The following is a 19035-nucleotide window of genomic DNA, read 5'->3' as shown; positions in this document are numbered from 1 at the left end:
TGAAGACGGAAAAGATTGAAAAAATAAAGAAAATATGTTAGTATCAAAAACAGATTTAACGACGATGGAGGTGAATGCCATGGCACAACTTTGGGGTGGACGCTTTACGAAGGAAACGGATCAGCTTGTATATAATTTCAACGCCTCCATTTCCTTTGATAAAAAATTCTTTGAAGAAGATATAGAGGGGAGCATCGCACATGTGGTGATGCTGGAAAAACAAGGTATTCTTACAGAAGAAGAGAAGAATATCATTGTGAAAGGACTGACCGGCATCAGACATGATGTACAGGAAGGAAGTCTTACAATTACAGAGGAATACGAAGATATTCATAGTTTTGTAGAAGCCAACCTGATTAAGAGAATCGGTGAAGCGGGCAAGAAGCTTCATACGGGAAGAAGCCGTAATGATCAGGTAGCGCTCGATATGAAGCTCTATACAAGGGCGGAAGTGCTTCATATTGCAGAAGAAGTTTATGAACTTTTGACGACACTGCATACTATCATGGATAATAACTTAGATACGTATATGCCTGGTTTTACCCATTTGCAGAAAGCGCAGCCTATTACGCTGGCCCATCATATGGGAGCTTACTTTGAAATGTTCCGAAGGGATAGCCTTCGGTTGAAGGATATTTATGCGAGGATGAATTATTGTCCTTTGGGATCCGGTGCTTTAGCGGGAACAACGTATCCTCTCGACAGGAATTATACCGCATCGCTTATGGGCTTCGAGGGACCGACTCTGAACAGTATGGACTCTGTTTCGGATAGAGATTATGTGATTGAATTGTTATCGGCACTTTCCACTATCATGATGCATTTAAGCCGCTTTTGTGAAGAGATTATTATCTGGAATTCAAATGAATATCATTTTGTAGAAATCGATGATGCATATTCTACCGGAAGCAGTATAATGCCTCAGAAAAAAAACCCGGATATTGCAGAACTGATCAGAGGAAAGACTGGCAGAGTGTATGGTTCCCTGGTTTCTATCTTGACCGTGATGAAAGGGATTCCGCTTGCTTACAATAAGGATATGCAAGAAGATAAGGAATTGACTTTCGATGCAATTGATACGGTGAAGGGATGTCTTGCTTTGTTTAACGGTATGCTTAAGACGATGAAGTTTCATCGAGAGTCGATGGCGGTTAGTGCGATGAATGGATTTACAAATGCTACGGACGCAGCAGATTATCTGGTAGGAAAAGGTGTGGCATTTCGCGATGCACATGAAATTGTAGGCCGCCTCGTTCTTTATTGTATCGACAAAGATACGTGTATTGACGCCTTGAGTATCGGGGAGTTAAAGGAAATCAGCCCGGTATTCGAAGATGATGTTTACGACGCGATAAGCTTAAAGACATGTGTGGAGAAAAGGCTGACCATCGGGGCACCGGGAAAAGACGCAATGGAAAAAGTGCTCGATAGTAATCGCGAGTTTCTGTCAAAAAGGTGGATGGATGAATAAGTATAAGGAGAAAAGTAGTTTCCGAGAATAATTATTCGTTTATAGGTGGAAATAAATAGCATAAAGAATTATAATATGTTTAAGGTCAATGATTTGGAAATAAAAGGTTAAGAATAACAATTTTAGGATAAAAGAATCAAGTATAAATCTTAAGAAAGATGAGGAGAATAAAAATGAGCGACAGATTAAAAGTTGGTATTTTAGGCGGGACCGGAATGGTGGGTCAGAGGTTCATCTCTTTATTAGAGAGCCATCCATGGTTTGAAGTGACGGTAATCGCAGCGAGTCCGAGATCTGCAGGTAAGACTTATGAAGAGGCTGTAGGTGGAAGATGGAAGATGACTACACCGATGCCGGAAGCTGTTAAAAATATTGTGGTAATGGATGTAAATGAAGTAGAAAAAGTAGCTTCAGGCGTTGATTTCGTATTCAGTGCAGTAGATATGACAAAAGAAGAGATTAAGAAAATAGAAGAAGAATATGCGCAGACAGAGACTCCTGTAGTTTCCAATAACAGTGCACATAGATGGACACCGGATGTTCCTATGGTAATTCCGGAAGTGAATCCGGAGCATATGAATGTGATTGAGTTCCAGAAAAAGAGATTAGGAACAACAAGAGGGTTTATCGCAGTAAAGCCTAACTGCTCCATTCAAAGTTATGCACCGATTCTTACTGCATGGCAGGAATTCGAGCCCTATGAAGTAGTAGCAACGACTTATCAGGCGATTTCAGGTGCCGGCAAGAACTTCCAGGATTGGCCGGAAATGGTAGGCAATATCATTCCCTACATCGGAGGAGAGGAAGAAAAGAGTGAGAAAGAACCTCTTAGAATCTGGGGAGAGATTAAGGACGGAGAGATTGTTCCGGCGACCACTCCTGTTATTACCTGCCAGTGTATCCGTGTACCCGTTTTAAATGGGCATACAGCGGCTGTTTTTGTAAAGCTAAAGAAGAAAGCGACAAAAGAGCAGTTAATTGAAAAACTCGTTAATTTCAAAGGAGTACCTCAGGAATTAAAACTTCCCAGTGCACCCAGCCAGTTTATTCAATATCTGGAAGAGGATAATCGTCCTCAGGTTACATCTGATGTAGACTACGAAAATGGAATGGGGGTAAGCGTAGGACGTTTGAGAGAAGATAGTGTCTATGATTGGAAGTTTGTCGGTTTATCGCATAATACGGTGCGTGGTGCTGCAGGGGGTGCAGTTCTTTGCGCAGAGCTTTTAAAAGCACAGGGGTATATTTCTAAAAAATAAGAGAGGTATGAGAGGGCATAGAGGTATTGGGAAGGGTGACTATAAATGGATGAATTACAGTATCAGTTTGAACTGCTAAGTGCCATGGACCAGAAATTAAGTGTCGATGAGAAGATGTTTCAAATGCTCTGTAATACATCGAGCAGCGCGTTTTTATATTGTAGTTTTGAAGATGATATTATAAGGACTTTCGGTAATTGGAAACTTTTCTTTCCTATAGAAATACAGGAACAGAAGGATATTAAGCAATTATATGATTGTATTGAAGATAAATATATACTGAAGTTGAAGGAACTTCTGTTTCTTGAAAAGAAAAGCCGCAGAAATGAAAGTGCCGTAGTCCGCATGAAAGAAAAGAACTTATGGGTGAAATGTGAGACAGTAGTAACTTATAATGAAAAGAAAGAACCAAAAGAAAAAGTAATCCGATTTCAAAATATAACAAAACTCAAGAATCAGCATGAAGAATTAACCTATATGGCTTACTACGATATTATGACAGGGTTGTATAATCGAAATTATTTTGTCCGCCTTTTAGGTGATTTTGTCAGAAAAGCGGAAGAAGAGCGCAAGTGTGTGGCAGTTATGTTCATAGACATCGATGATTTTCGCAAAATCAACGATGGGTTCAGCATCGTGACCGGCGATGAAATCATACAGCAATTCGGTCAGTTCCTCAATAGTTTTTCGAGCAGCCACGTCATTGTATCACATTTTAATAGTGATATTTATTGTATTGCTGTTTATGATCCTTGCGGTTCAAGGAGTGTGGAACATATATACCGGATGATTCGTGAGCGTTTGCGATGGCCTTTTTCCCTCAGTAATGCGTTGGATCTTAGCATTACGGTTAGTATGGGCGTGGCGGAATATCCGGAAGCGACGAAAACAACACTGGAATTGATTAATTGTGCCGAAATTGTTATGTTCCGTTCAAAAGCCATGGGGAAGAATTCTATTCAATATTTTAACGAGCCTATGGTGGATGATTTTCGACAGAATATCAGCATTGAGAACAAGCTGAAAGAGGCTATCTTTGACAGAAGTTTTATGATGTATTTTCAACCGCAGTATAATGCAAAGGATAGAGGCCTCCGCGGTGTAGAGGCATTGATTCGCTGGAGGGACAAGGATGGTAATATGATTAGTCCATCTGTATTTATACCGATTGCGGAGAAGAATGGTTCTATTGTACCGATTGGCGAATGGGTGATTGAGGAAAGCGTTCGTACTTTTGCAGAATGGAAGAAGAAATATCAGCACAAATTGATTCTGTCGCTGAATATATCGTCCATTCAATATAAACGTTCAGACTTTGTCAGCAAATTGATAAAAACGCTGCAGCGCTACCATGTAAAGCCGTCCGAGGTAGAGCTTGAGATTACGGAAAGCGTACTTATCGATGACCTTAAGGAGATTACGAATAAGCTGATTGCTTTGCGCGATTATGGTATCCGTATTTCTCTCGATGATTTTGGGACAGGATATTCCTCGCTTTCTTATTTGAAGGGGCTGCCGATTGATACGCTGAAGATTGACAAGACATTCATCGATACGGTTGTTTCCGATAAAAATTCAAAGATAATTACGGAATCCATTATTTATATGGTGAAAAAGCTGGGGTTTGAGACAGTAGCGGAAGGTGTGGAAACTAAGGAGCAGTTCGAATATCTACAGTCGATAGAATGTGATAATATTCAGGGATATTTTATGGGCAGACCAATGCCTCCCGATAAAGTGGAAGAATTGCTTAGACAATTACCGAAGTCAAATTAATAGGATAAAGTTACGTAACAGTTACAAATTAAAGTAGGATAACTTGAATAATAACAGGCCCTGTCATCTTTATGGCAAGGGCTTGTTGCAAGAGAGGATAGTTTTTAAAAGTTTCATGGGAAAAAGTTTATATATTGCGGAAAAGCCTAGTGTGGCACGAGAATTTGCAAAAGCATTAAAATTGAATATGAGCAACAGAGACGGCTACATGGAATCTGAAGAAGCGATCATCACATGGTGTGTGGGCCATCTGGTAACGATGAGCTACCCGGAGGCATACGATGAAAAATATAAAAGATGGACATTACATACGCTTCCTTTTATCCCCAGGGAATTCAAATACGAAGTGATTGAGAATGTAAAGAAGCAGTTTGCCATCGTAAGTGGGCTGTTAAATCGCAAAGAGGTAGATATTATATATGTGTGTACAGACTCCGGAAGAGAAGGAGAATATATTTATCGTCTTGTGGAACAGCAGGCAGGAGTAAGTGGTAAACAAAGAAAACGGGTATGGATCGATTCCCAGACAGAAGAGGAAATCTTACGAGGGATACGAGAAGCTAAGGACCTATCCGACTATGATAATCTTTCCTCGGCGGCTTATCTTAGGGCGAAAGAAGATTACCTAATGGGAATTAATTTCTCAAGGGTGCTTACTTTAAGGTATAGTAATTCCATCAAATCCTACTTGAAGGCGGATAAGGCGGTAATCTCTGTGGGCAGGGTTATGACCTGTGTACTTGGAATGGTCGTTAACCGGGAAAGGGAAATCAGGAATTTTGTCAAAACCTCCTTTTACAGGGTAATTGCAGGGGTAGAGTCGGAAGATAAGAACTTCGAATGTGAATGGAAGGCGGTAGAGGGCACCAAATATTACAATTCTCCCCTTCTGTATAAAGAAAATGGATTTAAGGAAAAAAAGACAGCAGAAGAGTTAATTGCTTCGCTGGAGGAAGAACCAAGGGCTATTCCAGTCGTGGAATCGGTGGAAAAGAAAAAAGAGACGAAGAATCCGCCTCTCTTATATAACTTGGCTGAACTTCAAAATGATTGTGCCAGATATTTTAAAATCAGTCCTGATGAGACACTCCGCATCGTGCAAGAGTTATATGAAAAGAAAATGGTAACTTATCCGAGAACGGATGCCAGAGTATTATCCAGCGCAGTTGCTAAGGAAATATATAAAAATATTAATGGCTTGAAGGGATATTCTGAAACGGCAGTATTTGTTGAAGAAGTACTTAAAAGCGGGACTTACAAAAATATTGCCAAAACGAGATATGTAAATGATAAGCAGATTACAGATCACTATGCGATCGTTCCTACAGGACAAGGAATTAATAATGTAGGTAGCCTTCACCCTACGGCAACAAAGGTCTATGAAATTATTGTACGGCGTTTTTTAAGTATTTTCTATCCGGCTGCAATATATAGAAAAATAGCGCTTACGCTCTCCTTAAAACAGGAAAAATTCTTCGCCAACTTCAAAGTATTGGAGCAGGAAGGCTACTTGAAAGTTACAGAATTCTCTTTTTCTAAAAAGAAAGAAGAGAGAACGCTGCAGAATGAAGAGATAGAAAATACAGAAAATACGGAAGAAGGAAGCGATACAAAGGATCCTGAATTTATTGAGATGATACAACGTCTGAAAAAGGGAGATGAACTTTTCCTCCGAAAGTTCGATATTAAGGAAGGAGAAACTTCGCCACCTAAGCGCTATAATTCCGGAACAATGATACTTACTATGGAAAATGCAGGACAATTTATCGAAGATGAGGAGCTTCGGGCTCAGATGAAAGGAAGCGGAATCGGTACTTCTGCGACGAGAGCGGAAATATTAAAGAAGCTTGTACATATCGAATATCTATCTTTAAATAAAAAAACACAGATGATCACACCAACTTTGATGGGAGAAATGATATACGATGTGGTTGCCGGTTCTATTAAGCCTTTGCTGGATCCTGCTCTTACTGCCAGTTGGGAAAAAGGATTGACTTTGGTAGCGCAAGGAGATATCACGGAAGAAGAATATATGCAGAAATTAGATGATTTTGTATCCCGCAGAACGAATATTGTGAAGCAGTTAGGGAATCAAACTTCGTTATATGCACAGTTTGATATGGCAGCAAAAAATTATAAGAAATAAAGAAGGAGAATGCGATGGAACGTTTAAAAGTGGAAGCTCTTTATACAATTTCGGAGACGATTGCAACGGATATTTTCAAGGGAGTGACCTATCCATGGGAGGTATTGCCAAAGATTGGAGAATTCATTATCCGGCTGGGAAATAGTCTTCCGGTAGAAAGGTATGAGAAAAGAGGAGATAATATATGGATTGCAAAGTCTGCGACTATCTTCCCCAGTGCTTATATTGCAGGCCCTGCCATTATCGATGAGGAGGCAGAAGTTCGTCACTGTGCTTTTATCAGAGGAAATGCGATTGTAGGAAAAGGAGCGGTAGTGGGTAACTCTACAGAACTGAAAAATGTTATCCTTTTTAATAAAGTCCAGGTTCCTCATTATAATTATGTAGGTGATAGCATACTGGGTTATAAGGCTCATATGGGAGCAGGTGCTATTACTTCCAATGTGAAGAGTGATAAAACATTGGTCACGGTGAAATTAGCAGAATGTTGTGTGGAAACAGCTCTTAAAAAATTCGGTGCCATGTTGGGCGATGGGGTGGAAGTAGGCTGTAATTCAGTGTTGAACCCGGGAACGGTAATCGGGAAAAACTCCAGTGTATATCCGACTTCTTCCGTAAGAGGTTATATTCCTTCAGACAGCATTTACAAGGATAAGGGCGAAGTAGTAATAAGGAAAATCCAAAAAATATAAGATAATTTGAAATTGTACTAGATTTTTTGTAGAAAGTATGCGAGAATAATAGTTGCGATTATGACAAAATATTCACATGTTACATATTGAAAGGAGTTTTCACATGATTTATTCAAAGGAAGTTGAAGAAATGTGTATAGTAGCACAAGGCGTAAATCACGGCTGTGCTCCTATCCCAGAAGAAGCAAAATGGGTAAAGGCGAAAGATGTAAAAGATATCTCCGGTTTAACACATGGTGTGGGCTGGTGCGCTCCTCAGCAGGGTGCTTGTAAGTTGACACTTAACGTTAAAGAAGGTATTGTTCAGGAAGCGTTGATAGAGACGATCGGATGTTCGGGAATGACACATTCCGCAGCTATGGCAGCAGAGATCTTACCGGGCAGAACTGTTATGGAAGCGTTGAACACAGACCTTGTATGCGATGCTATCAATACCGCTATGAGAGAATTATTCTTACAGATTGTATACGGAAGAACTCAGAGTGCGTTCTCAGAAGACGGACTTCCGGTTGGCGCTGGCCTTGAGGATTTAGGAAAAGGTCTTAGAAGCCAGGTAGGTACAATGTATGGTACCTTGAGTAAAGGTCCTCGTTATCTCGAAATGGCTGAAGGATATGTAACAGGTATTGCACTCGATGCAGAAGACCAGATTATCGGTTACCAGTTCGTAAGCCTCGGTAAAATGACAGATTTCATCAAAAAAGGCGATGATCCGAATACCGCTTGGGAAAAAGCGAAAGGTCAGTACGGTCGTGTTGCTGATGCTGTTAAGATTATCGATCCAAGAGAAGAATAGGAGGACTTAAAAATGGCTTTATTTGAATCATATGAAAGAAGAATTGATAAAATTAATTCCGTGTTGAATAGCTATGGAATCTCTTCTATCGAAGAAGCAGAAAAAATCACAAAAGACGCAGGTCTTAATGTATATGACCAGGTTAAGGCTATTCAGCCTATCTGTTTTGAGAATGCTTGCTGGGCTTATATCGTAGGTGCAGCAATCGCAATTAAAAAAGATTGCAGAAAAGCAGCAGATGCAGCAGCAGCAATTGGCGAAGGTATTCAGTCTTTCTGTATTCCCGGTTCCGTTGCAGATACACGTGTTGTAGGTATTGGACATGGTAACCTTGGCAAGATGTTATTAGAAGAAGAGACAGAATGCTTCTGTTTCCTTGCAGGACATGAATCTTTTGCAGCAGCAGAAGGTGCTATCGGTATCGCTGAAAAGGCGAACAAAGTTCGTAAAAAACCTTTAAGAGTTATCTTGAACGGTCTTGGAAAAGATGCTGCTCAAGTTATTTCCAGAATTAACGGATTTACCTTCGTTGAGACGGAATATAATCCTTATACCAATGAGGTAAAAGAAGTATACAGAAAGTCTTATTCTGAAGGACTTCGTGCAAAAGTTAACTGCTATGGTGCAAACGATGTTTGTGAAGGCGTTGCAATTATGCACAAGGAAGGTGTTGATGTTTCCATCACAGGTAACTCCACCAATCCTACAAGATTCCAGCATCCCGTTGCAGGTACATACAAGAAAGAATGTATGGAACAGGGCAAGAAATATTTCTCTGTTGCATCCGGCGGCGGTACGGGACGTACCCTTCACCCGGATAACATGGCGGCAGGTCCTGCTTCTTATGGTATGACAGATACTATGGGACGTATGCACTCTGACGCACAGTTTGCAGGTTCTTCTTCTGTACCGGCTCACGTTGAAATGATGGGTCTTATCGGAGCTGGTAACAACCCGATGGTCGGTATGACTGTTGCAGTTGCAGTTTCCATCGAAGAAGCTGCTAATGCAGGAAAGTTTTAATTAATCTAAGCGGATAATAATAAAATTAAAAGGTATCGTAATCTCGAGAGGCTACGATACCTTTTTTATGATATAATGAAAAGCGTGAAATAAATTCTGATAGAATTTTCAGTAGATAAAGAAGTATGCAGCAGAAACTTTACGATATCGATGACTATATGAGGGCCAGGGATGTTCAGAAAACAAAAAATGAGAATGCTTCCATTAAAAACAGTATATAATATGCTATTTCTTCTTTTTATTATGATACCGATATTAATCGTATTAATTATTTCGCTTCTCGTGTTGAACCAGCAGTTTAAGAATCAGGCAGTTGAGAATATCAAGCGGGCGCAAGAAACGGTTATTACTGAACTTTTATCGGATATCAATGTAATGTCTATGCGTCTATCACATTTGATTTATACGAATAATAGTGAAATATTAGCTTATGCGGCAGGAACGGATACGGCGGATAGGGAGATTCGCTATATAAATGAACAGAAATTATCACAAGCGGGGAATCTGGCATTGGAACCGGTGAAAGATATTATTTCTGTGGGTTTTTATATGAAAAGCGGCAGGGATACTTATATTAAGAATGATATTCAACGTCCAGCAGAAGAAATTAAGGATACAAAATGGTATCAATCAGCACTTGTGAATCCCAATCGAGTATTTGTTGGATCTTACGATACAGGTTCAGTTAACGATCTTTTTATGGGCGGAAGGAAGGATATGCTCGTTTTAGCATTTGCCCTCGCACCGGATGTGATGACAGACCGCTCTCAGAAGATAGAAATGGTAACCTTCTATCATTCAACAGCAGCGGCGGAAAGAATTAAGAAATATAATCTTGATTATCAATCAGGAAAGAATAAACTAGGTATTACACAGATTACGAATAATGATGGTGAAATTGTTTTTTCTACGAATGAAGAAGAGGATAACAATTTTTTAAGCGGAGAATATACTCTCGTGAGGACACCGATCGAGTTTAACGATATGGCATGGTATATTGAGAGCTATATTAAGACCTCGCAACTTACTGCTGATTACTGGAAGAATGCAATGTTCCTTCTTTCTGCTGCAATACTGATTTTTGGGTTTGCAGCATATTTTTCCAGGTATTGTCTGCGAAGCATTGTAAAGCCGGTAGAAGAAATCAGCAGTGGACTAAGGCAGGTAGAGGAAGGGAATCTGGAGGTGCATATATCACCCAGCGGTCAATCTGAGATTCGGATGATGATTCATCAGTTCAATGCCATGGTAAGAAGGTTGAATGTGTTAATTAAGGAATATGAAGATAGAATGAAGAGTGTAGGAAAGGGCGCAAAAGACTATTTGGCGGCAATGATTCAAGGAGAAATGACGCCGGAAGAAGTAAACTCGATCTTTGGAGAATTTTTTGCGGAAAGCTATGCGATACTTGGCTTTTTTATAGAAGGATACCGTGGGGAGGAGAATGAGAGAAAGAGTGCTTCTAAGCTTGCTGATAGCTTCGAACGCAACCCTAGGTTCGCTTCCAGATGCAGCATATACATAGAACAGCCTTCCTTCTTTTTTGTGTATTATAGAATTAATGAAAAAGACTATCTGCCAGGAATTATGAAAATGATACAAGAACTGCAAAGAATCGGACGAATGGAGTTCGATGTGAAGATTTCGGCAGTAATTGGACAGAAGACTTTGGGATATACAGAGTTCGATTATCAAGTTACGGATATCAGGAATAGAATATGCCTTCGTCATTTGAAAGGCGAATGTGCAATTATTGATTTAAGTGATGAATCCTTTCATTGGGATGAGATTCTTATGTTATCACAAGAATATGGAAAACTGGCCGGAGCCCTTTATATTGCGGATGAGAAAAATATGGTGGAGGAAAAGGAAAAGTTATTCGAATGGTTTCGTGGTCATTCCATGGAGGAAATTTCAAGAAGGGTCAGCGCGGCTATTTTAGCGATAGGAAACCGATTTGGCGAAGATAATTCCAGTTTTTTTGAAGTGTTTGGAAAACAATATGACTATATTGAGAAATTTCGTAACATTGAAGATACTAGAAGTTTGAAAATATGGCTGACCAATTATTTTGCATGGATTATGGATTATTCCGCTTCTAAGCTTAATGCCTCAGAAACAGATATGGTAGTAAGAGCCAAGCGTTATATTACCGATCATTATGAAGATACGGAACTTTCTCTCGGACGAGTAGCTGAACATGTGGGCTTAAATGAAAAATATTTTACCAATCGTTTTACGAAGGAATCGGGAGAGAATTTCTCTTCGTATGTAACAGGTCTCCGGATGCAAAAGGCGAGGGAATTATTAAAGACAACTAGCTTTAAGGTATATGAAATTGCTGAGATGACAGGATATCATAATGTGGAACATTTCAATAGGATGTTCAAGAAGATAAATGGAATTAGTCCCGCTCAGTACCGGAAAACCATGTAAATACGCATGGTTTTCTTACGATATATCAGTAAAACTTTCAAAACATCAAGAAACGGAAAAATGGAAAGCTGAAGAAACATCAATAAAAATAACGATAAGAGATGGTATCATTTTCCCTTGATTGCTATGATTAAGCCACAAAATGAAAGGGAGGAATTGCTCAATGAAAAGAAGAATGTTAGCAACCTTATTAATCGGAGTAATGGCTGTATCTGCTCTTGCAGGATGCGGAAACAAGAACACAGCGGAGACGACAGAAACTCCGGCACAGGAAACGGTGTCCGAAACGAAGAAGGAGGAGGCTCCGGAAACACAGACGGATAAGACGGATTTAAGCGGTACCATTACTTTTGCAATATGGGATAACAATTTAAATGATTTTATCGAGGACAATGATATGGTAGGAAGATTTCAGGAGAGATATCCTAATGTAGACATTGAAGTTGAGAAAATCAAAGACGACAGCGAATATTGGAATGCGATGAAGATGCGTGCATCTGCGAACCAATTACCGGATGTAATGTTTAATAAACCTTTTACCTTATCGCGATTCAAAGACTATCTTGTAGATTTATCAGGAACAGAGGCAAGTGTGAATAACGAGTTGGCTTCCGGCTATGCCATTGACGGTAAAGTATTAGGTATTCCTATGACTTCCGGTTATGAATATGTATATTATTGGAAAGATATGTTCGCAGAAGCGGGTGTGGAAGTACCTACTACATGGACAGAACTGGAAGAAGCTGCTAAAACGTTACAAGATTATTATGGGAAAGATAATGCAGACTTTATGGCAATCGCTTGCGGATTAAAGGATGAATGGCCTGATTATCCTTATATGGAGTTTATGCCTGCACTGGAAGCCGGAAATGGACAGAATTGGAATACCATGGCGGGAGAGGATACTCCTTTTGCAGAGGGAACTGATATCAATAAGGCATACAATAAGGTATATAGCTTATTTACATCAGGTGTGCTCGGCAAAGATCCATTGGGGCTTGGTAATGATCAGGTAACTTCTTTATTCGCAGCTAAAAGTGCAGCGATTATTGCTTTAGGAGATTGGGGGCTTCAGAACATACAAAATGGAGCAGAAGACATTTCTGAGCTCGGAACATTCTATCTGCCTACAAGAAATACAACCTCCGATCCTTATAATGTAATTGTACAGGGAGACTCCTTCATGGGTGTAACAACACATTCTAAGAATCAGGAAGCAGCGATTGCTTTCGTGGAATGGTTCTACTCAGATGCATGGTATCCGGATTACATCAATTATGTATCCTCAGCATCATCCATGACAAACTTCCCTAAGGATAAAGATCCTGTATTGGCACAGGCAGACGAACTCACTCCTGATAAAGTATTGATTATGTATGATGGCGGTGGGGATGACTTTACAGCGATACAAAATGAAACAACTTTCGATTATAAGAAACTTGGTGCGCAGATGATGACAGATGGCTTTGACTTAAATGCTGCATTCGATGAATTGAACGCAAAATGGACAGATGCCAGAAGTAAATTGCAAATTAAGTAAGAAGGAAACGATGCGAGGACTGCCAAAAGCAGTCCTCAAATTTTCAAATCAAATGAAACAATAGAAGGAGCACAGTTATTGCTATGAGCAGATTAAGAAAAAAGAGGATGCAGTTCATAATAACGGCATTGGTCGTTCCTATTATATTATTAATCATATTTGTTGTCGTTCCGGCGATGGATCTGTTTCGTATGAGCTTCACCAATTGGGATGGCTATTCGGATAAAAATGATATCGTCGGTCTGGCTAATTATGTTTCCATGCTGAAAAATAAAGATTTATGGCTATCGCTGAAAAATAATGCCGTTTATTTCGTCATTCATCTTTTTATGATTGCGGTGGAACTTGGATTTGCCGTAATTTTGACAGGAAAACTTCGTGCTGCCAAGTTTTATAAGACGATGGTATTTATGCCTTACATTATCAATGGTGTTGCGGTCGCCTATGCCTTTTCTTACTTTTTCTCCCCGATTAACGGAGCCTTCGATGCTATTTTAGAAGTGCTTAATCTGGAGTTTTTAATCAGAAGCTGGCTGTCGGATCCAAAAATAGTAAATTATGTGCTGGCCTTTGTTTCCGTATGGCGCTTCAGCGGATATCACGTAATTCTTTTTATGGCAGCGTTGCAATCAATTCCTCAGGATGTGGCGGAGGCGGCGCGAGTGGATGGAGCGACCTCCTGGCAGTTATTTAAGTATATCCAGATCCCCGGAATTATGCTTATGGTAGACTTTGTATTGTTCGATAACATTAGAGGTGCCCTTCAAGTGTTCGATATACCCTTCGTTATCACGTCAGGAGGCCCCGGCTATGCGTCTTCTACATTTACGCTTTACACGATATCTACGGCATTCACTTATTCTAATTTCGGTCTTGCATCTACAATGGCTGTGGCGATTATGATTATGATTGTGGCTATTTATCTCGTTCAGAATAAAGTGATTCATGGGTTGATACTTAAGGATAGGAGGAAGGGTTGATATGATAAAGAGAATTTCAGAACAAGCGATAAAGCAGATTCTTTGTGTAGGCATGGTAATACTTGTCATGGCTCCGATTATCCTTACTTTGTTCGCCGCATTGAAAACAAAGGCTGATATGGTGGCAACTTCTCCTTTGCTATTGCCGGAATGGAATAGAGTTACCTTTGATAACTTTAAAGATGTTTTATCGAACAAATACCTATTGATTGGCTTTAAGAATACAGGTATTATATTGATAGTATCTCTTTTCTTTAATGTAATGTTCGGTACGATAACAGCTTTTATTATTGAACGATTCGAATTCAGAGGGAAAAAGCTTGTGGTATCCTTGTTTTTCATAGGGATGCTCATCCCGACTTTCGTAACGGAGATTGCACGTTTTCAAGTAATACAAGGGCTTGGGTTATACAATTCACTGGGAGCGCCTATTGTAATCTATGTGGCATCCGATTTAATGCAGCTTTATATTTACAGACAATTCATTTCGGGATTATCGGTTGCTCTGGATGAAGCGGCACTCATCGATGGCTGCAGTTATTTCGGATTGTTTATCAAGATTATTTTCCCATTGCTGGCACCGGCCACAGCGACCGTATGTATTATCAAAGCGATTAATATTATTAACGATATGTATATTCCGTACCTATACATGCCGAGAAACAAGCTGCGCACGCTCACTACCTTTTTGATGGACTATGCGAATGCACAACAAGGCTCGTGGCAGACGTTGGCTGCCGGTATTATCATTATTATGATACCGACTATAGCGATTTATGTATTTTTCCAAAGATACATATTGGCAGGTGTAGCGGCAGGGGCCGTGAAGGAATAAGTAAAATACAAAGATTTTGTAAGGAGGAAGCTTTATGAAGGCAGAGATTGCATGGCTGGATCAACCTGAGGTTTTCAGGGTGAATCAGCTGCCGGCGCGCAGCGACCATAAGTGGTACCGCAGCCAGGAAGAGTTCGAGAGAGGAGAAAGTTCTCTGGAACAGTCATTGAATGGCGAATGGAAGTTCTGCTATTCCATAAATGCGATGGAGCGTCCGGCGGATTTCTATCTGGAGGAATATGTAGAAGAAGGCTTTCATGATATTAAGGTTCCGGGGCATATCGAGCTTTCCGGATATGATAAGATTCATTATATCAATACGATGTACCCGTGGGAAGGACATGTATTTCGTAGGCCTGCTCATGCACTTTTACAGGAAAATACTGAGGCAGGAAGCTTTAGTATGGCCGACTATAACCCGGTAGGCTCCTACCGTAAAGAGTTCGACCTGGAGGAGGGACTTAAGAATAAGCGGGTTATTATCTGCTTCGAAGGAGTGGAACAGGCCATGTATCTATGGTTAAACGGGCATTTTGTCGGCTATGCAGAAGATAGTTTCACCCCTTCCGAGTTTGACCTAACTCCTTTTATTAAGGAAACAGGCAATGTAATCTCTGTAGAAGTACATAAACGCAGCACGGCAGCTTTTTTGGAAGATCAGGACTTCTTTCGTTTCTTTGGCATTTACCGGAATGTGACCCTATATGCAAAGCCGGATCTGCATGTGGAAGATTTCTGGGCGAAGCCTATACTTGCAGAGGATAATACATCCGGGAGCTTCTCTCTTTCTCTTAAGCTTTCTTCTAAGGATATGGAAAAGGAAGGAACTGTGATAGTGACTTTAACCGATAAGAAGGGAGGAGTCTGTTTGGAACAGAGGCTTCCTATGGGAGAAGAGGTTCAGATAGAATCCGTAGCTCTTAACGGTGTAGTTGCATGGAGCAATGAGAATCCTTACTTATATGAATTAGGGATAGTCTTAGAAACGAAAGATGGCCTGGTGGAAGAGTTCATTTCCTATCCGGTCGGCTTTCGAAGAATTGAGATTAAGGATAAGATAATGTTGCTCAACGGCAAACGCTTGATTTTAAATGGTGTTAACCGGCATGAATGGAGCGCTGAAAACGGCCGTTGTATTGGTCGGAGTGAGATGGAATGGGATATGAAGACGATGAAGGAAAATAATATCAATTCCGTCAGAACGAGCCATTATCCGAATCAGATTTCCTGGTATCATATGTGTGATCAAAATGGCATCTACATGATGGCGGAAGTGAACTTGGAGTCCCATGGATCCTGGCAGAAGATGGGGGTCGTTGAACCGTCATGGAACATTCCGGGAAGTATTCCCGAATGGAAAGATGTAGTGATGGACAGGGCGAAGACGAACTTCGAAGTATTTAAGAACCATACATCCATACTATTTTGGTCTTTGGGAAATGAGTCCTATGCGGGGGATAATATTGAGAGTATGAATCGCTTTTATAAAGAAACGGATGAAAGCCGTCTGGTACATTATGAAGGAGTGGTTCATAACAGGGCATATGAGGCTGCTATTTCGGATGTGGAAAGCCGCATGTATGCTTCTCCTTTACAGGTCAGAGAATATTTGGATAACGATCCGGCTAAGCCTTTTATTTTATGTGAATATATGCATGATATGGGGAATTCTCTCGGTGGAATGAAGTCCTATATCAGTTTGCTCGATGAGTATCCAATGTATCAGGGAGGCTTTATTTGGGATTATATCGACCAGGCGCTTTGGGTAGAGGATGAAGTGAGTGGTGAGAAAGTCCTCCGTTATGGCGGTGATTTTGATGATCGTCCCTCTGACTATGAGTTTTCCGGGGACGGAATTGTATTTGCAGACAGAATGGAAAAGCCCGCAATGCAGGAGGTGAAATATTATTATGGACTACATAAATAGAGAAAATCATGAGGAAGATACGATGCGTGTCGTATATGGAGATGTAGTGCTCGGGCTGCATGGGGAAGATTTCAGTTATTTATTTTCCTATGTCAAAGGAGGGATGGAGTCTTTAGTTATTGAAGGAAATGAATGGCTATATCGTATACCTCGTCCGGCCTTCTGGCGTGCAGTGACTGACAACGATAGAGGGAATGGATTTCCGCTTCGTAGTGCGATGTGGATGGGGGCGGATGCATTTATTAACTGCATTAATACGAAGCTATCGGTGGATGGAGGAGAAGTCACTCTGCCTATAGCGCCGGAAAACAACCGATATACGAAGAATGAGCGAGCTAAAAAGGTAGAGATTACATTCTTGTATGAAACAGTAACGACCCCTTCGACAAAGGTAGAGGTCACTTATGAAGTATTTGCCGATGGGAAGATACAGGTTCATGTGAAGTATCACGGGAATGATAGCCTGCCTGAATTGCCTGTATTCGGTATGCGATTTATTATACCTACCAAAGCGACCGGATATCGATATGAAGGTTTGTCGGGAGAGACTTATCCGGATCGGATGGCAGGAGGAGTTCCCGGTATTTATGAAGTACAGGGATTGCCGGTAACGAAATATCTGGTGCCTCAAGATTGTAATGTTCATATGAATACGAAATGGGTAGAAGTTCATAGAAATACAACATTAAATAATAGCAAAAGAAAAGAGCCGAATTCATCTTTCGGTCTTCGCTTTTCGATGCTGGAAGGGGGAGCGGAGTTCGCTTTTTCCTGTATTCCGTATACACCGATCGAGTTGGAAAGCGCCACTCATCATGAAGAGTTACCTCCGGCAAGAAGGACAGTCGTTTCTATCTTAGGAGCCGTACGAGGAGTGGGTGGAATCGATAGCTGGGGGGCAGATGTGGAGCCTGACTATCACATAGATGCAGGATCGGATATTCACTATTCATTTCAAATTAGTAAGATGTAAATATATATTATTAGAAGAAGCTGGCTGCGGCCCTATTAATTCGAGTAGATAAAATTAATAGGGTCACAGCCAGCTTTGGGGTGAATTAATATCGCTCGGAAAGTTTTTCATATAATTCTTTCCACTTTAAATTTGGCAAATTGTATTGACAATTCTATTATCCTTATATATCATAAGTAGTAAGTAGTAAGTAGTAAGTAGTAAGTAGTAAGTAGTAAGTAGTAAGTGGTAAGTAGGATGATTATGATAGAGTATAGGAAGGGAGACTGTAATGATTAAAGATTATACGATAAAGGAGCAGTTTGCTTTGGTTGCTTTGGACGGTCAAGACAGCAAGCATAATACACAGGCAAAGAAAGCTGCTGTGATTGGAATTGCTGTGGCCGGTATGTTACAAGAATTATTCATAGAAGAGGTCCAAACGGATGTCGATGAATTTCAACTTCGCTTTACAGAGAAGTTGAAAGAAATAAAACGGATGAGCAGCAGGAAGCGCCGGGCAGTAGAAAAAGAGATGGCATCGATTTTGGAGGCAGGAAAAGTTCTCGAAGAAGTTCCTAATATCCTCGGTTGTGATATGACTTACTATACGGCAAATATAACGATGCGTGAATATAAGGGGAAGGAAGAGATATATTTGAGGGTAACGGAAGAATTGCGTGCTATTATTCTGGAGCCGGGTGAGATCCCTTTGGAGACGATTGCTATCCTTTGGCTCTTTCGAGAGTGCGGATGTATCCATGATATCTTCTCCATTGAAGAGCAGACAAAGATACAAGCGAGACTTATTAAGCTTATGGCAGAAAATCCACTCTATAGAATAATTTTGGAACAGGAATTTCACAGCGGTGTAAGGAGAACTTATCTGAGCTTTCTTAATTGGAAACATAATCTTTTTAAGAATCCTTATCTAGAAGGCATTAATTTACTCTTTCCTTTTTTTGATAGAAGACAGGCAATTTTTATCGATATGGTAATTCTGGGAACGACTGTAAAAGACAGGCGTCAAAGTGCGATGCAATTTTTATGCGAACATGGTCACTCCTGTGAAGAGTTGCGAAGTGGAGAGGAAACACTTGTAAAAGTGGACAATAGATACTATAGAATATGGCCCTCTACCCGTTCATGTAAGTTACCGATTCAGGGGGTTGAATTATTGCCAGCGTATAGGTAGGTGAAAA

At 40.4% G+C, this 19035-nt stretch carries 14 protein-coding genes; all 14 read left to right on the top strand.

Annotated elements, in window-relative coordinates:
* The first annotated feature begins 79 nt into the window (after positions 1-79).
* The 14 genes from argH to RBB56_RS00855 all read left to right on the top strand — a co-directional run bounded on the left by argH (position 80) and on the right by RBB56_RS00855 (position 19028).
* Positions 80-1471 (top strand): argininosuccinate lyase, encoded by a 1392-nt coding sequence (gene argH, locus RBB56_RS00920; protein WP_306722058.1) that lies wholly within the window; start codon positions 80-82, stop codon positions 1469-1471.
* A 173-nt stretch (positions 1472-1644) separates the two neighbouring features.
* The gene (gene asd / locus RBB56_RS00915; protein WP_306720507.1) at positions 1645-2730 is read left to right on the top strand and encodes an aspartate-semialdehyde dehydrogenase; all 1086 of its coding nucleotides are present in this window, start codon (positions 1645-1647) and stop codon (positions 2728-2730) included.
* 45 nt (positions 2731-2775) lie between these two features.
* Positions 2776-4506, top strand: coding sequence for a putative bifunctional diguanylate cyclase/phosphodiesterase (locus tag RBB56_RS00910; RefSeq protein ID WP_306720506.1), 1731 nt, complete (start codon positions 2776-2778; stop codon positions 4504-4506).
* Between the two features lie 115 nt (positions 4507-4621).
* Positions 4622-6652: a DNA topoisomerase gene (locus tag RBB56_RS00905; protein ID WP_306720505.1), complete on the top strand. Its 2031-nt coding sequence runs from the start codon at positions 4622-4624 to the stop codon at positions 6650-6652.
* Positions 6653-6666: 14 nt separating this feature from the next.
* A complete protein-coding gene (locus RBB56_RS00900) occupies positions 6667-7344 on the top strand; it encodes a UDP-N-acetylglucosamine pyrophosphorylase (RefSeq protein ID WP_306720504.1) in 678 nt (225 codons plus the stop codon).
* A gap of 103 nt (positions 7345-7447) precedes the next feature.
* The gene (locus RBB56_RS00895) at positions 7448-8140 is read left to right on the top strand and encodes an iron-sulfur cluster assembly scaffold protein (RefSeq protein WP_306720503.1); all 693 of its coding nucleotides are present in this window, start codon (positions 7448-7450) and stop codon (positions 8138-8140) included.
* Positions 8141-8152: 12 nt separating this feature from the next.
* Positions 8153-9163 (top strand): GGGtGRT protein, encoded by a 1011-nt coding sequence (locus tag RBB56_RS00890; RefSeq protein WP_306720502.1) that lies wholly within the window; start codon positions 8153-8155, stop codon positions 9161-9163.
* A 171-nt stretch (positions 9164-9334) separates the two neighbouring features.
* Positions 9335-11599 carry a helix-turn-helix domain-containing protein gene (locus tag RBB56_RS00885; RefSeq protein WP_306720501.1) on the top strand — a complete coding sequence of 755 codons (2265 nt, stop codon included), beginning with the start codon at positions 9335-9337 and terminating at the stop codon, positions 11597-11599.
* A gap of 163 nt (positions 11600-11762) precedes the next feature.
* Positions 11763-13139 (top strand): ABC transporter substrate-binding protein, encoded by a 1377-nt coding sequence (locus RBB56_RS00880; RefSeq protein ID WP_306720500.1) that lies wholly within the window; start codon positions 11763-11765, stop codon positions 13137-13139.
* A gap of 83 nt (positions 13140-13222) precedes the next feature.
* The gene (locus RBB56_RS00875) at positions 13223-14119 is read left to right on the top strand and encodes a carbohydrate ABC transporter permease (RefSeq protein WP_306720499.1); all 897 of its coding nucleotides are present in this window, start codon (positions 13223-13225) and stop codon (positions 14117-14119) included.
* A 1-nt stretch (position 14120) separates the two neighbouring features.
* Positions 14121-14954 (top strand): carbohydrate ABC transporter permease, encoded by an 834-nt coding sequence (locus tag RBB56_RS00870; protein WP_306720498.1) that lies wholly within the window; start codon positions 14121-14123, stop codon positions 14952-14954.
* 34 nt (positions 14955-14988) lie between these two features.
* On the top strand, positions 14989-16881 hold the full coding sequence (locus tag RBB56_RS00865) for a glycoside hydrolase family 2 TIM barrel-domain containing protein (RefSeq protein WP_306720497.1): 1893 nt from the start codon (positions 14989-14991) through the stop codon (positions 16879-16881).
* Positions 16865-17854, top strand: a complete 990-nt coding sequence (locus RBB56_RS00860) for a beta-galactosidase small subunit (RefSeq protein WP_306720496.1) — start codon at positions 16865-16867, stop codon at positions 17852-17854. Before RBB56_RS00865 ends, RBB56_RS00860 begins: the two co-directional genes overlap by 17 nt.
* Before the next feature lie 271 nt (positions 17855-18125).
* Positions 18126-19028: a hypothetical protein gene (locus RBB56_RS00855; protein ID WP_306720495.1), complete on the top strand. Its 903-nt coding sequence runs from the start codon at positions 18126-18128 to the stop codon at positions 19026-19028.
* Positions 19029-19035 lie beyond the last annotated feature (7 nt).

The sequence above is a fragment of the Kineothrix sp. MB12-C1 genome (assembly GCF_030863805.1).
Lineage (GTDB): Bacteria > Bacillota > Clostridia > Lachnospirales > Lachnospiraceae > Kineothrix.
Note: the sequence above shows the minus strand (reverse complement) of the source record. Positions and strands in the feature narration are given on the sequence as shown.

Coding starts and splice junctions, on each gene's coding strand:
- RBB56_RS00875 (WP_306720499.1), top strand. CDS start 13,223: ATGAGCAGATTAAGAAAAAAGAGGATGCAGTTCATAATAACGGCATTG.
- RBB56_RS00895 (WP_306720503.1), top strand. CDS start 7,448: ATGATTTATTCAAAGGAAGTTGAAGAAATGTGTATAGTAGCACAAGGC.
- RBB56_RS00890 (WP_306720502.1), top strand. CDS start 8,153: ATGGCTTTATTTGAATCATATGAAAGAAGAATTGATAAAATTAATTCC.
- asd (WP_306720507.1), top strand. CDS start 1,645: ATGAGCGACAGATTAAAAGTTGGTATTTTAGGCGGGACCGGAATGGTG.
- RBB56_RS00910 (WP_306720506.1), top strand. CDS start 2,776: ATGGATGAATTACAGTATCAGTTTGAACTGCTAAGTGCCATGGACCAG.
- RBB56_RS00905 (WP_306720505.1), top strand. CDS start 4,622: ATGGGAAAAAGTTTATATATTGCGGAAAAGCCTAGTGTGGCACGAGAA.
- RBB56_RS00900 (WP_306720504.1), top strand. CDS start 6,667: ATGGAACGTTTAAAAGTGGAAGCTCTTTATACAATTTCGGAGACGATT.
- argH (WP_306722058.1), top strand. CDS start 80: ATGGCACAACTTTGGGGTGGACGCTTTACGAAGGAAACGGATCAGCTT.
- RBB56_RS00880 (WP_306720500.1), top strand. CDS start 11,763: ATGAAAAGAAGAATGTTAGCAACCTTATTAATCGGAGTAATGGCTGTA.
- RBB56_RS00865 (WP_306720497.1), top strand. CDS start 14,989: ATGAAGGCAGAGATTGCATGGCTGGATCAACCTGAGGTTTTCAGGGTG.
- RBB56_RS00885 (WP_306720501.1), top strand. CDS start 9,335: ATGTTCAGAAAACAAAAAATGAGAATGCTTCCATTAAAAACAGTATAT.
- RBB56_RS00870 (WP_306720498.1), top strand. CDS start 14,121: ATGATAAAGAGAATTTCAGAACAAGCGATAAAGCAGATTCTTTGTGTA.
- RBB56_RS00855 (WP_306720495.1), top strand. CDS start 18,126: ATGATTAAAGATTATACGATAAAGGAGCAGTTTGCTTTGGTTGCTTTG.
- RBB56_RS00860 (WP_306720496.1), top strand. CDS start 16,865: ATGGACTACATAAATAGAGAAAATCATGAGGAAGATACGATGCGTGTC.